This window comes from Rhodopseudomonas palustris (assembly GCF_013415845.1).
Lineage (GTDB): Bacteria > Pseudomonadota > Alphaproteobacteria > Rhizobiales > Xanthobacteraceae > Rhodopseudomonas > Rhodopseudomonas palustris_F.
The window spans coordinates 2,051,907-2,064,795 of sequence record NZ_CP058907.1 but is presented as its reverse complement, the minus strand read 5'-3'; the positions used below and the strand labels follow the sequence as shown (position 1 = coordinate 2,064,795).

At 68.8% G+C, this 12,889-nt stretch carries 13 protein-coding genes; 1 reads left to right on the top strand and 12 read right to left on the bottom strand.

Features of this window, described 5'->3' with window-relative positions:
- Window positions 1-153: 153 nt before the first annotated feature.
- The 10 genes from HZF03_RS09505 to HZF03_RS09460 all read right to left on the bottom strand — a co-directional run bounded on the left by HZF03_RS09505 (window position 154) and on the right by HZF03_RS09460 (window position 11,261).
- Window positions 154-618 (bottom strand): RT0821/Lpp0805 family surface protein, encoded by a 465-nt coding sequence (locus tag HZF03_RS09505; RefSeq protein WP_119018619.1) that lies wholly within the window; start codon window positions 616-618, stop codon window positions 154-156.
- A 96-nt stretch (window positions 619-714) separates the two neighbouring features.
- The gene (locus HZF03_RS09500; RefSeq protein WP_119018620.1) at window positions 715-2,106 is read right to left on the bottom strand and encodes a sensor histidine kinase; all 1,392 of its coding nucleotides are present in this window, start codon (window positions 2,104-2,106) and stop codon (window positions 715-717) included.
- A 15-nt stretch (window positions 2,107-2,121) separates the two neighbouring features.
- A complete protein-coding gene (locus HZF03_RS09495) occupies window positions 2,122-2,796 on the bottom strand; it encodes a response regulator transcription factor (RefSeq protein ID WP_011157420.1) in 675 nt (224 codons plus the stop codon).
- Between the two features lie 111 nt (window positions 2,797-2,907).
- Window positions 2,908-3,480: a 3TM-type holin gene (locus HZF03_RS09490; protein WP_119018621.1), complete on the bottom strand. Its 573-nt coding sequence runs from the start codon at window positions 3,478-3,480 to the stop codon at window positions 2,908-2,910.
- Between the two features lie 2 nt (window positions 3,481-3,482).
- The gene (locus HZF03_RS09485; protein ID WP_119018622.1) at window positions 3,483-4,247 is read right to left on the bottom strand and encodes a glycoside hydrolase family 19 protein; all 765 of its coding nucleotides are present in this window, start codon (window positions 4,245-4,247) and stop codon (window positions 3,483-3,485) included.
- A gap of 130 nt (window positions 4,248-4,377) precedes the next feature.
- On the bottom strand, window positions 4,378-5,745 hold the full coding sequence (locus HZF03_RS09480) for a DUF2793 domain-containing protein (RefSeq protein ID WP_119018623.1): 1,368 nt from the start codon (window positions 5,743-5,745) through the stop codon (window positions 4,378-4,380).
- A 9-nt stretch (window positions 5,746-5,754) separates the two neighbouring features.
- Window positions 5,755-9,627: a baseplate multidomain protein megatron gene (locus tag HZF03_RS09475; RefSeq protein ID WP_119018624.1), complete on the bottom strand. Its 3,873-nt coding sequence runs from the start codon at window positions 9,625-9,627 to the stop codon at window positions 5,755-5,757.
- A gap of 141 nt (window positions 9,628-9,768) precedes the next feature.
- The gene (locus tag HZF03_RS09470) at window positions 9,769-10,308 is read right to left on the bottom strand and encodes a cytochrome b (protein WP_119018625.1); all 540 of its coding nucleotides are present in this window, start codon (window positions 10,306-10,308) and stop codon (window positions 9,769-9,771) included.
- A gap of 25 nt (window positions 10,309-10,333) precedes the next feature.
- Entirely contained in the window at window positions 10,334-10,786 is a 453-nt protein-coding gene (locus HZF03_RS09465) for a hypothetical protein (protein ID WP_119018626.1), read from the bottom strand.
- A 1-nt stretch (window position 10,787) separates the two neighbouring features.
- Window positions 10,788-11,261 carry a MarR family winged helix-turn-helix transcriptional regulator gene (locus tag HZF03_RS09460; RefSeq protein ID WP_119018627.1) on the bottom strand — a complete coding sequence of 158 codons (474 nt, stop codon included), beginning with the start codon at window positions 11,259-11,261 and terminating at the stop codon, window positions 10,788-10,790.
- Between the two features lie 153 nt (window positions 11,262-11,414).
- Between HZF03_RS09460 and HZF03_RS09455 the strand changes: the two genes are divergently transcribed.
- Complete coding sequence (locus HZF03_RS09455) at window positions 11,415-11,882, top strand: hypothetical protein (protein ID WP_011157413.1); 468 nt, start codon at window positions 11,415-11,417, stop codon at window positions 11,880-11,882.
- A 38-nt stretch (window positions 11,883-11,920) separates the two neighbouring features.
- On the opposite strand, the gene HZF03_RS09450 is transcribed toward HZF03_RS09455, so the two are convergent.
- Both HZF03_RS09450 and HZF03_RS09445 read right to left on the bottom strand, forming a co-directional pair.
- The gene (locus HZF03_RS09450; protein ID WP_119018628.1) at window positions 11,921-12,346 is read right to left on the bottom strand and encodes a GFA family protein; all 426 of its coding nucleotides are present in this window, start codon (window positions 12,344-12,346) and stop codon (window positions 11,921-11,923) included.
- 64 nt (window positions 12,347-12,410) lie between these two features.
- A complete protein-coding gene (locus tag HZF03_RS09445) occupies window positions 12,411-12,863 on the bottom strand; it encodes a C40 family peptidase (protein ID WP_011157411.1) in 453 nt (150 codons plus the stop codon).
- Window positions 12,864-12,889 lie beyond the last annotated feature (26 nt).

Here is a 12,889-nt window from a genome sequence, read left to right as displayed (position 1 = left end):
ACGGCGCTACCCTCCAGAGATAGCCACGGCGATGTTAAGAAGGGGTTGAGGTGACCGCCGCGAACGCCGGATTCACACTCTGCTGCAACTGCCGCTCATGACGATAACACGCTGAAAAATTTCGGCTTCCAGCGCGCCGGGAGCAGATGCCGGTCAGCCTTGCGCCGTCCAGGGGGCGCCGTCCTGAGCGCGGCAGGCGGTGCCGCGGGAGATCTCGATCTGCTGGCCGATCGTCACCGCGTGCGAGTAGCCGCGGCAGGTAGCGCCTTGCTTCATATAGACCGGCCCGGGCACGATGTTGCCGTAGCGGCCTGAGGACGCGTTCTTCCACGCCACCGGGGCTCCGGATTCGCCACGATCGAGCGCTTCCAGCTCGGCCGCATAGGCCAGCCGGCGGTCTTCGGCATTGAGCAGCGCGCCGATCTTCGGCCCGATCAGGCCGCCCATTGCGGCGGCATCGACCGCGGCGCTGCCGTCATTGCGGCCGAAATCCGAGGTCGCGGTGCTGGTGAAGGAATCCACCCGGGCCACCAGCCCGGACGTACGATCGCACCCAGCCAGCGCCAGCGCGCCGGTGAGCAGCAACAGCGGCTTCACCCCCCAAGACGTCATGGTCATCCCCAACGGCTCCCCGAAGGCCAACAGCCTACATCCATAACCGTTAAGGAAAACAAGATGCAAATTCTGGCGCCCCTGTGGCAACTGCGCGGCTCGTTATGCCGCAGGCAGCCATAGCTCGGCGCGCAGGCCGCCGATCGGGGCGTTGTCGAGCTTCAGCTCGCCGCCGTAAAGCGCTGCAAGATCAACGACAATTGCCAGACCGAGGCCGGAGCCGGGCTTGCTCTCGTCGAGCCGCTTGCCGCGCCGGGCGACGATCGCGCGCTGCTCGGCCGACAGCCCAATACCGTCGTCGTCGACCACGATCCGCAGCTTGGGCGGACCGCCCGGCTCGTCGCCCTTCTCGCCGGTGACGGCGATGAACACCCGCCCGGCCGCCCATTTGCAGGCGTTGTCGACCAGATTGCCGACCATCTCCTCGAGGTCCTGGCGCTCGCCGCGGAACTTGAGGCCGGGCGCGACCTCGGCGCGGACCTGGATGGCACGGTCGCGGTGGATCTTCTCCATGGTCCGGCGCAGCGCCTCGATCACCGGCTCGACCTCGGTGATGGTGCCGATGACGGTGAGCCGCGCCGCGATCCGGGCGCGCTCCAGATGATGGGTGACCTGGCTGCGCATCAGCTCGGCCTGCTCCATCACCTTCGCGGCCAGCGGATCGCCCGGGCGGGCGCTGGCCTCATTGACCAGCACCGACAGCGGCGTCTTGATCGCATGCGCCAGGTTGCCGACGTGGGTCCGGGCGCGCTCGACGATTTCGCGGTTGGCTTCGATCAGCGCGTTGGTCTCGCGCGCCAGCGTCGCGATCTCGACCGGGAACTGGCCCTCCAGCCGCTCGGCCCGGCCGGACCGAACGTCGGCGATCGACTCCGAGATCCGCTTCAGCGGCGCGAGGCCGAACCGGACCTGGAAGATCGTGGTCAGCACCAGGCCGATCGACAGCGCCAGGAAGGTGCCCGCGAGATAATAATCGAAGGTGCGGGTTTCTTCGAAAATCTCGGTGGCGTCGCCGGCGACGGTCACGATGAACTTGCCGTCGAGGCCGAGATCGACCGGCCGCTCGACCATGCGCAGGGTCTGGCCTTCCGGTCCGTCGACATAGCCGTGCCGCACGCCGGACGGGCCAAGCTCGATGCCCTGATCTTCCAGCCGCGGCAGCTTGCGGTCCCACAGGGAGCGCGAGGCGCGCGTCTCCGGCTTCTCGCCGTCGGTGCGGACCACCTGCCAGTACCAGCCGGACAACGGCAGATCGAACAGCGGCTCGCCGATCGACTGGAACGCCTCCTGGTTGGAGTCGGGGGTCGCAACCTCGGCGATGATGGTGCGGAGATAGAGGTTGAGCCGGCGGTCGAACGCCCGCTCCGAGGCGCCGCGATACACCGACGACAGCGCGATGCCGGTGATCGCCAGGATCACCACCACCCACGCGGTCGCCGACAGGAACAGCCGGGTGGCGAGCGAGCTGCCGCGGCGGGATGGTTTGGCGGTCACCGCGTCGCCGGCGCGCTAATGCGCGTCCGCGGCCGGCGGCGACAGCAGATAGCCGAGCCCGCGCACGGTCTGGATGATGTCGACACCGAGCTTCTTGCGGATGCGGCCGACGAACACCTCGATGGTGTTGCTGTCGCGGTCGAAGTCCTGATCGTACAGATGCTCGACCAGCTCGGTGCGCGACACCACCCGGCCGGAGTGGTGCATCAGATAGGCGAGCAGCCGATATTCGTGGCTGGTCAGCTTCACCGGATTGCCGCTGACGCTGACCCGGCCGGTGCGGGTGTCGAGCACCACCGGGCCGCAGGTCAGTTCGGATTGCGCGTGGCCGGCGCTCCGCCGCAGCAGCGCGCGGATCCGCGCCAGCACTTCCTCGAGATGGAACGGCTTGGCGACGTAATCGTCGGCGCCGGCGTCGAAGCCCTGCACCTTGTCGCTCCAGCGGTCGCGCGCGGTGAGGATCAGCACCGGCATCGCGCGGCTGTTGCGCCGCCACGCTTCCAGCACCGAGATGCCATCCATCTTCGGCAGGCCGATATCGAGCACGACGGCGTCGTACGGCTCGGTGTCGCCGAGGAAATGCCCCTCCTCGCCATCGAAGGCGCGGTCGACCACGTAACCGGCATCGGTCAGCGCGGTGGTGAGCTGGCGGTTGAGATCGGGGTCATCTTCGACGACGAGCAGACGCACCTTCAACTCCGGTCGTTTGATGCACTGGCAGGCGAAGCGCTGACAGCATGACGGATGTGAAGATGAGCGGCGGCGGGGTGAATGCGCGGTGAACGACGGCGCGGCGCCGGATTACTTTTTCTTCACGATCGCCTTGACCAGCCTGTCGATCACGCCCGGGCTGTCCTGCCCGGTGGCAGCGCAGACCTTTTCGCGGGTCCGACCGCTGACATAAACGCCTAGCACGCCGAATCGGAAACCCCAATAGGCGACCAGAAGCGCGGTGGCGCCGATCAGCGCGTTGATGGTGGCGACGTCGCCGGTCCAGAATTCGTGCACCAACACCGCCCACAGCGCGGCGCATTCGGCCGTCAGCTCGAAAGCATAAAACGGCCGCCACCAGCGCTGCACCGGGTCGCTGGCGGCAAGCTCGGCCCGGATCGTCGCCTGGGTCTCGGCGATCGCGGTGCGCTGGGCCTCCGCTTCGGCGCGAACCGCCTCGCACCACCGCGCCTCGGCCTCCGCGATCCGCTCCGGCGCGGCTGCCGGCAGCGACGCCTGCACCACCTCCGGCGTCGGCACCGACGCGCCGAGCGCATCGGACAGGATCTTGCCGGCCGCACCGCCGAGCGGTCCGCCGAGTGCGGTGCCCAGCATCGGCGCGCCGAGCGCAATCACCTGTTTGGCGAGATCGGCCCAATCCATGATCAGCTCCTCCGGAAGGCCGCGCGCAGCACGGCGACGATTTGGCTCCACCGAGACGAGGACGGCGGCGTCGGTTGCGGTCGCGGCGGCGCGTCCGCAGGCAGGTCGGGCGCGAGCGGCGGCGATGCGCTCGCCACAGGCGCTGCGGCCAGCGCCGCCTTCCAGCTCGCCAGCCACGCTTTGCGTTCGGCGAGACCGATGGTGCCGCCATTGAGCCGGCGTGTGACGCCGACGACATCGTCGGCCCGCGCGAACGGCAGACAGCCGCAGGCGACGAAGTCAGCGACGCCGCATAGCAGGAAGTAGCGCGGATCGATCAGCAGCTCGGGATTATTGACCAAGTCGAGGCCGGTGAGCGCGGCGAGCCTCGCGTAGCCCTCGCGCCCGGTGGTCTGCGCCGCGCCGCGGCCGCGATAGCTCCAGCCGTCGTCGGAGCCGGCGCGGTTGCCCATCCGGCCGTTATAGACCTTGTTGGCGAGTGCCCGCGGATCGTGGGCATAAGGCGCAGCGCTCGCCAGCGTCGGAAATCGCGACGGCCATACCTGCATCATCCGCGCCGCGGTGTAGTCGAGATTCTCGACGACCTCCTGCCCGGCCCCGCATTCGTGGCTGAGCTGCGCCATCACATGCGCAGCAAGCGTGGGCGTGGTGATGCCAAAGCGTACAAACACGCTCTCCGACGCCGCCGCGGTGCCGGCAATCAGTCCCGCCACGCGCCGATCGCCCCGCGGCCACAACCGCCGCAGCAAGGATTCGTCGATTTTCATGGTCGTCCTCGTGCAGCCGAAACGACCGTCATTGCGAGCGAAGCGAAGCAATCCAGTTTCGAGCACGAACCGTCTGGATTGCTTCGTCGCTTCGCTCCTCGCAATGACGCGGAGTTGAGATGTCGCGTAACTAACCAATCGCCCCGCGCGAGCCGAGCAGGGCCGCGGGCTCGGCGTACATCTGGAACAGCGCGACGTTGACCGAAGCCGCAGTGCTACCGTTGTTCATCCACAGATGCGGGGTGAGGAATTGCGTGGCGACCGGCAGATCGCTGGTGACGACGCCGGTCGCGACGTCACCGGAATTCAGCCGTTCGACGCGGTAGCGCACTTCGCCGCCGTTCGGCTCGGCGGATAGTAACAGCTCGTATAGATCCTGCCCGCCGGTGGTCGGGAAGCCGGCGCCGAGGCTGATCTTGGTCGCCGCACCGCTGCCGTCGTTGCTGAGCAGCGACAAGGTCGTGTCGCCGGAATCGAAACCGACACCGATCAGGTTGAGCAGCGTGCTCGGAGCGACGTTGCCGATCGGGCTCGCCGAGCCATACAGCCCGGCGAACAGCCGGCAGTTGGTCTGAAACCACTCGATGCCGAACCGCATCAGCAGATAGAACCCGCCGAGGCTCGCGGCATTGCCGCGCCACAGCGTCAGCGCCGAACCGCTCACGCCGGCCGATGCGCCGGCGCTGGCGGCGGAGACGAGATCGAGCCGCGGCGACGACAGAAACAGATTGCCGGCCGACGGGCTCACCGCGGTCGCGGTGCCGGTGATCGTCGTACCAAGGCCGGCGACATCGAGCGTCGTGCTGACCGGCCGCGGCGACCACTGCAGCGGTTGGCGGCGCCGCGCGTCCTTCAGATCGAGCCGGCCGTGCAGCGCCGACCATCCGCGTAAGCCAGCGTAGTAATTCGTCGCGTCCGGCGTCAGCTTGACGACGAAGTCGTCATTGCCGAGCAGGCCGAGCAGCGCCCGCGCGCTCCAATTGTCCTGCAGGATCAGCCCGGCATCTTTCGCGGCGGCGCTCTTGTTGATGGTCAGGCGCATATGGCCGCTGCCGGGGGTGACGTCGTCATTCGACAGCAGCACATTGTCGGACTTCACCGCCAGGCGACGACTGGAATCCGCCGTGGTGTTGAGGCCGAGCAGCGGCAGGTTCTGAAACGCCGCCAGCGCGTTGACCCAAGCTGTTCCGTTCCAGGCGAGCAGCGTCTGCATCGACAGATCATAGGCGAGCCAGCCGGGATTGGGCGCAAAGAACCGCCAGTCGCCGTCGTAGTAAGCGGCGACCTGCCCGCTCTTGCCGGCCCAGGCGCCGCTGGCGCCGGCGGCGACGATCCAGCGCTGCCCCTCGCCCGGCGCCGACGGCGGCGCGCTCAACGCCGACGACAACACCGCGAGTTGCACCAGGCCGTCGAGGCTAAACAGCGCCTCGTTGTGGGTGACGTGCTTCTGCGCCTGGCTGGCCTCGATCAGAGGTAGGCCGAGATTGGCCGTGGTCATGATGTGTCCTCACAACGCGAAGGTGGCGGTGGCGGCGAAGCCCGGTCCGACGGTGGCGGATAGCTGCGCGACGCGGACGATGAGCGAGGCTTGCGGCGTGCCGAAATCCGCAAGCTCATCGGCGGCGGCGTACAGCGCTTGCGGAGCAGTGGTTTGGATCGACCGCACCACCGCGCCGCCGCTTCCGAGGATGTCGAGCGTGTAGGCTTCGCGCTCCTCGCCGAGCGGCACCTCGACGCCCCAGCCATCACCGTCGATCCGGGTCCGGCGGATCCAGCCGATGCGAATGCCATCGGCGGCGCGACGTGCCGACAAATTCACCGGCGCGAGCGGCCGCAGCGCGACCAGCCCCGGCGTCACCGTCAGGTCCACCGCGCTGGCATCATCATGGCTGCGCCCGCTTGCTACGACGCGCAGGCGCAGGCTGCGGCCGAGCGCCGACAGCCCGCGCGCGATCGGCACCAGATGGGTATCGAGCAACACGAACCGCGCGCCGGCCGGCACCAGGTCGCGCATCGCGGCATCGCTGCCGGCCTGCCCGCGCAGTAGATGCGACAAGCGATAAGTGTTGCCGTCGATCAGTTCGGCGCTGGCGAATTGCAGGATCTCCCAGCCGCCGTCCGGCGTCTGCACCGCAGCGGCATTGCCGCCGGCCAGCACCCGCAGCTCCGACAGCGACGCCAGCGCGCCGCTGGCGATCTGGACGCGAAACGCGGTGACGCGATCCCACCGCGCCAGCGGCCCGCGCGGCAGCGGATCGAGCGTGGTGCCGATGATCGTCCGCGCCGGCGCGCGCGCCAGCGGCTGATAGCTCGCGCCATCGGCCGAGACGTAGATCGTCTCCGCCACCGGCCACGGATTGGCGAACACCGCGAGCCGCGTCAGCACGTCAGGCTCAGCAGCGTCGATCACCGGCAGATCGAGCGCGATCACCTCGGCCGGGCCGAGCGCGGCCGGGATCGTCGCCACGGCCGGCCGCGGCATCCGCTGCGGCAGCGCGAACACGTCGGGATCGATGCTGCGCGCCGTCACCTGCCGCGTATTCGTGTCGACCAGTTCGTCGATCTCGAACAGCCGTCGCCGGCCCGCGAGAGTCAGCGCCACCACGTCGCCGGGCGCGAGCCGCAGATGTCGCAAGCCCAGCGCGAAGCTGGCGCGCTCGCGGCCGGCCCACAGATCCTGCAGCACGATCTCGGCGCGCCGCGTTGCTGCCGCATCGTTGGTGACGACCGCGAGATCGGCCTTCACCATCCGCGCCGCGCCGCCGACCAGCCGGCGTGAGGCAGCGGCAGCGCGGCGATAATCGGCCAGCGCATCGCTGTAGGCGATCGCGGTTTCGCGCGGCAGCTCGGTCTCCTGCGCCCGCGTCAGCCGCCACGGCGCGGCCTTGTCGGGCAGCACCAGATCGTCTTCGTTGAGGTCGATCACCGGCGCGCCGCCGCGCTGCACGAAACGCAGCGTGCCGCCGGCCGCAACCGCATCGAAACTGTAGGCCAGCGCCAGCGGCTCGATCATCGCCCGCGGCGACATCGGCCGGTCGACCACATAGCCGTCGCAGCCTTCGCGCAGATCGCTGCTGTCGACTCCGAGGATGCCGGCATCGGCGAGCAGCGCGGCAATCAGCGCATCGAGCGGCGCGCCGCCGAGCCGGCCGGTCAGCCAGTGCCCGCTGGCCCAGTTCGGCGCATCGCTCCACACCTCATCGGCGGCGGGAAACACCGGATAGGGCCGCGCGTCCCAGGTCCACAGATGGATCGCCGACAGATCGATCATCCGTCCGCCATACAGCGGCGACACCGGATTGCAGGCCTCGGCGCTGAACGCCCTGATCAGGCATTCGAGATAGCGGCGCTGGATCAGGTCGTCGCGCTCGCCGCTGGAGAAATACGGAGCAAAATTCTCACTCGATTTCGGATCGGGAAACACGCTCGGCTGATTGGCGCCCTTGTCGACCGCCGGGCAGCCGACCTCGGTCAGCCACACCGGCTTGCTCATCGGCACCCAGCCGGTCGGAGACGCGAACTCAGTGCCGCCGACCCGTTCGTGATGCGGCAGCGACCAAAAGCTGCGGATATCTTTGACGCGGTGGATCCACGGCTTGCCGAGCCCGTCGGTGATCGGCACGCGTGCCTGCGCTGTGCGCGCCGCCGCGTCCGGGTAGTACCAGTCGTAGCCCTCCCCGGCTTCGACATTGCCGGCGAGATAGCCGCGGTCGTAACTGGTGGCGGCGAGCGCCGAATCCAGATGGCCGGCATCGTCGCGCCAGTCGGCGAGCGGTGCGTAGTAATCGATTCCGATCGCGCCGATCGCGGACGATGCCCACAAGGAATCGAGCGGAAACCGGATCTCGGACGCGTCCGGCGTCACGACATCGGCGCCGTATTCGGTCCAATCGGCCCCATAAGTGACCAACGTGCCGCCACCGACGATCGCCTTGACGTCGGCGGCGAGTGCGACGAGCTGCTGCACCGCCGGGTACACGCCGGGCGCGGAGCGCACGCGCGTCAGTGACCGCAGCTCCGAGCCGATCAGGAACGCATCGACCCCGCCGGCATTCGCGCAGAGCTGCGCGTAGTGCAGGATCATGCGGCGATAGCTCCAGACGCCGCCGGCGAAGAACTGCGCCACCTGGGCGGCGGCCGTCGCCGTCCCCTGCGGTGAGCCCGGCACGCCGGGCGCCGGATCGCAGGTGATGCGGCCGCGCCAGGGATAAGGCGGCTGCGGCGCCGCGCCGGTCCATGGATTGGCAAGGCCGTTGCCGGCCGGCACGTCCATCACCACGAACGGATAGAACGTGACCTTCAGCCCGCGCGCTTTCAGCTCGCCGATCAGATGCACCACGCTGTCGTCGGACGGCGTGCCGCCGTACGCAGGGCGTCCATTCACCTGCGAGATCAGCCGTGCGCTGGCGCGCGTCGCGCCGGCCACCGACCAGGAGCCCTGATCGAGCCTCTTGTCGCGGCGTTCGACGCCGGGCTCGACCGTGCAGGCCTGCGCGCGCAGATCGGTGCCGAACCACGCCACCACCAGCGCGACGCGCTGCAGTCCGGGACAGACGCCCTGCAGATCGTCGAGCGAGGCGAGCACGTCGGACGGCGCATAGGCAACGTGGCGGTTCTCCGGCGCCGCGCTGCCGGCGCCGAGCACCTGCACCCGCGTCGCCGGCTCGTAGCCGAATTCGGTGGTGCCGGGGATCAGCGTCACCGCGCGGGTGATCTGTTCGAGCTCGCCGATCGGCCGCACGATCTCGAACGACAATTGCGGAATCCGGTTGCCGAAATCGGCGAGCGGCAGCCGTTCGAACACGACGTAAGCCAGCCCGCGATACGCCGGCGCATTGCCGGCGCCTTCCTTGGCGACGATCAGCCCATCCGGTGCCTGATCCTCGGTGCCGCGATGGACACGGACGTTGAGGCCCGACAGATCGAGCGGCTTGCCGTCGGCCCAGATCCGCGCCACCCGGCCGATCGGCCCTTCGCACAGCCCGACCGCGAAATTAGCGAAGTAACTGTAGGTCGTGGTGGTGGTCGTAGTCTGCCCGCCCCCGCCGCCACCGAAGCCCTTGCCGCCACCTCCGCCGCCGGTGGTGCTCTGCTCGACGCTGATCACCTCCTCGAGCGCGGTCGCCCAGATCACCTGGCCGGCGAGCCGGGCGCGGCCATACACCCGCGGGATCGGCGCGCCTTCGGTCGAGGCCATCACGTCGAGATCGGCGAGCCGCGGTCCCTCGACCGCGCGCGAGCTATCGCTGCTGCCGCCGAACGGCGACTGATCCAGCGCATTGCCGATCAGCGCGCCCGCGATCCGCCCGGCGATGGCGCCGACAGGACCGAACAGCGCGCCGGCCGCAGCGCCGGCGACGGAGAGAACGAGAGCTGCCATGGGATCGACTTCGCTGTGTGAAGCACGCGCGGACGCCCGCCCGCGCGTGCATCGCGCGAACGCTTCGAGGATCTGGTCGGGACGCTGATGGGACGTGAAGTCAGCCGCCGAATGCGAGCGCGGCCAGCTGCGTCCTTAAGATTACGGATTGCGGCCGAACCACATCCGGCGGAACACGCGGTCGCCGCGCAAATGGTGATACAGCGCCGCCGCGAGATGCGCGATCAGCAACAGCACCAGCAGCCGTGCGCCCAACCCGTGCGGGATACGCGGCCGGTAGTGCCAGAACTCCGGCAGCGCTGGGACGTCGCGCGAGAAGATCGCCGGCGCCGCGCCGCTCGCCAGCATCATGCCGATGCCGCTCGCGATCATGCCGAACACCACCACGTAGAACAACAGATGCACCGCGCCAGCGACTAACTGCTGCGAGCGCGGCGCGCCGTCGATCGGCTCCGGCTTGTCGTCGATGCCGAGCCACCACACCACCCGCACGACGGTGAGCACGAGGACCAGCGCCGCGGCCGGCAGATGCACCCGGAGCAGCGCCGCCTCGGTTGCCACGTCCTCGGCCGCCGCGGCACGGAAACCGGTCAACAGCGCGATCACGATCAGGACGGCGGTGAGCCAATGGATCGTCACGGCGACACTGCCGTATTGATCGGATGAGCTATGCAGCGCCATCGCGGTCGTCCTGTCGCCGAAGATCTCAGCGCGCCGCGGCCGACAGGCCGAACCGCCGCGTCAACCGGAAGCCGTCGCGGGTGCTGAGGCCAATCAGCGCCAGGTTGATCGCGCCGGCGATCAGTTCCACCGCCTGCACCACCGTGAAGATCTGGTCGAACTGACCGGCGGCGGCGCGCTGCTGCAGCAGGATCGCGCACGGCACCAGCACGGCGATGCCGTTGATAGCGATGAACGGCATTCGCCAGCGCTTGGCCGCGACGATCGGATGCGGCGACTTGCCGCCGAGCTTGAAACCGCTGGCGCCGGCGAAGGCGATCGCCGGGATCAGCACCGCGAGGCCCCACAGGATGCGCAGCTTCACGGCGGCAATCGCGGCTGCATCGCCGCCGAGTTCGACCACGACCGTCGAGGTCCAGAACACCAGGATGGTGAGAAACGCGATGAGGCCCGCGATCGGGTGCAGCTTCCTGATCATTTTACGAAGTCCTGTCACTGAATTGCTCGTCGAGCCGTTCGCGCAGCGCGATCAGCGCATCGCGGGTCTTGCGCAGCTGGCGCGGATCGGCGCCGGCGATCATCGCGTCGGCAACCGGCGCCCACACTTCGCTCGCCTGCTTGAACACGCGCTCGCCGCGCGGCGTCAGCAGCACCAGCTTGGCGCGCTTGTGCGCCGGGTTCGGCGCAAAGCCGACCAGCCCCGCTTCGGCCAGCTCATCGACGATCCGCTGCACCGATTGCCGGGCCAGGCCCATGTTGTCGGCCAGCCGCGCCACCGAAAACGTGCCGCGGCCGTGGGCAACCGAACCGAGCACCTGCCAGCGCGCGCTGGTCAGCCCGAGCGGCTTCACCAACGCATCGCCGAACCTGATCAGCGCGCCGTTGAGCCGGAAAACCTCCAGCACGAGGGCGTTGGCGGGATGGTCGAACGGGGCGTCATTGGCTTGTATCATGACAGCACACTGTCATTTTGACAGCTTACTGTCAATATGCCGAACACCCCTCCCCGACCGGACGCGACGGAAGTTCAATGCCGGCGGCGTTGACGGCGTGCACGGTATTTGCATCGTACCCGGCTTGAGCGAACCGGCCGGCAGGATCAGACGATGGAATTTCTAGCGAGCGTGGTCGTGGCGATCCTCGCCTATGGCGCGGTGTATTTCATCGGCAAGCCGGTGGTGGCGCTGCAGGCCAAGCGGATCGAAGTGCTCGACGTCGCCGAGCGCTACTCCGGCGTCGACGCCGCCGCCCCCGAGGAGACCCGCGACGCCGCGGTCAAGGCGCTGTTCGAAGCCGGCACGTCGCTGCGCGCTTACGAGCGCGGCTGGTCGACCGCGGTGCGGCTGTGGTGCTGGGCATGGGGCTACGATCTCGATCTCGCCGCGCAGGCGCTGTACGGCCTCGCCGAAGGCCCGCGCGCCAAGATGGTGATCCCGCCCGAAGCTCGCCGCAACACGCTCAACGCGCTGTACGTCGCCCTCGGCGCGGCCAAACACCTGCCGCCCGAAACCGTCGACGCCATCAAGCGGATGATCGTCGAGACCAAGGCCGCCCGCGCCAAGGCGTCGGCCTGAGCTTCGTCGTCCAGACCTGCTGAGCTAAGCGCGCGCCGTCACTCCGACGCGATGAAGCGCAGCGTGCCGGCGCGGCGCGTCGGCTGGCCGGTGTCGTTGGTGTGATTGATGCCGTCCATCACCGGCACCTCGGTGAAATCGAACGGGCTGACGCCGTCGAGGCAGGCGACGTTCACGGCGTAGAGGTTCTGATTGGATCGCCGCTGATGGTGGGTGTAGATGCCGCAGCGTGAGCAGAAGAAGTGCTGCGCCGCGCGGGTGTGGAAGCGATAGGTCGTCAGCACCTCTTCGCCCTGCAGGATCTTGATCCCGCCCATCTCGGCCATCGCGACCACCGCGCCGCGCATCCGGCAATACGAACAGGTGCAGCGCCGGATCGAGTCGAAGCCGTCGCTCAGCTTCACCTCGAAGCGCACTGCGCCGCAGTGGCACCCGCCGGTCCGCACGTTGCTGACGTTGTCCATCCCGCAGGCCTCCAAGTCGATCCGTTCGAACTCCGCCGGACCTGACCAGACAGCTCCGGCGTCGTCAACGCAGCGGATCTGCAACGCCGGGAAACGTGAACGCATAGGCGAGCCGACGCCGCCACCACGGCGTGATCGCGACCTCGCACACTGCCGCACCGTCATGCGCGTGGATCATCGTCGTCGCCGAACTGGCGATCGCGGCGTGCTTGGCGACGCAGCCGTCACGCCAGCGGAACAGCAGCACGTCGGCTTTGTCGAACGCATCGCACGGCACCGGCACCAGATGGCGCAGCGCTGCCGCCGCCAGCGTCTCGTCGCCGCCGGCCTCGGCCCAATCCGGCGCGTAAGGCGGCGGCGCTTCCGGCTCCTCGCCGAGGCAGGCGCGCCACACCCCGCGAACCAGGCCGAGGCAATCGCAGCCGACGCCCTTCACCGACGCCTGATGCCGATAGCTTGTGCCGATCCAGCTCCGCGCCTCGGCGACCAGCGCGTCGCGGTCGATGGGCTGATTCATGGCGCCCTCGCTCGAACGAATGAGTT

Coding starts and splice junctions, on each gene's coding strand:
- HZF03_RS09455 (WP_011157413.1), top strand. CDS start 11,415: ATGGAATTTCTAGCGAGCGTGGTCGTGGCGATCCTCGCCTATGGCGCG.
- HZF03_RS09505 (WP_119018619.1), bottom strand. CDS start 618: ATGACCATGACGTCTTGGGGGGTGAAGCCGCTGTTGCTGCTCACCGGC.
- HZF03_RS09475 (WP_119018624.1), bottom strand. CDS start 9,627: ATGGCAGCTCTCGTTCTCTCCGTCGCCGGCGCTGCGGCCGGCGCGCTG.
- HZF03_RS09490 (WP_119018621.1), bottom strand. CDS start 3,480: ATGGATTGGGCCGATCTCGCCAAACAGGTGATTGCGCTCGGCGCGCCG.
- HZF03_RS09465 (WP_119018626.1), bottom strand. CDS start 10,786: ATGATCAGGAAGCTGCACCCGATCGCGGGCCTCATCGCGTTTCTCACC.
- HZF03_RS09460 (WP_119018627.1), bottom strand. CDS start 11,261: ATGATACAAGCCAATGACGCCCCGTTCGACCATCCCGCCAACGCCCTC.
- HZF03_RS09480 (WP_119018623.1), bottom strand. CDS start 5,745: ATGACCACGGCCAATCTCGGCCTACCTCTGATCGAGGCCAGCCAGGCG.
- HZF03_RS09485 (WP_119018622.1), bottom strand. CDS start 4,247: ATGAAAATCGACGAATCCTTGCTGCGGCGGTTGTGGCCGCGGGGCGAT.
- HZF03_RS09445 (WP_011157411.1), bottom strand. CDS start 12,863: ATGAATCAGCCCATCGACCGCGACGCGCTGGTCGCCGAGGCGCGGAGC.
- HZF03_RS09470 (WP_119018625.1), bottom strand. CDS start 10,308: ATGGCGCTGCATAGCTCATCCGATCAATACGGCAGTGTCGCCGTGACG.
- HZF03_RS09450 (WP_119018628.1), bottom strand. CDS start 12,346: ATGGACAACGTCAGCAACGTGCGGACCGGCGGGTGCCACTGCGGCGCA.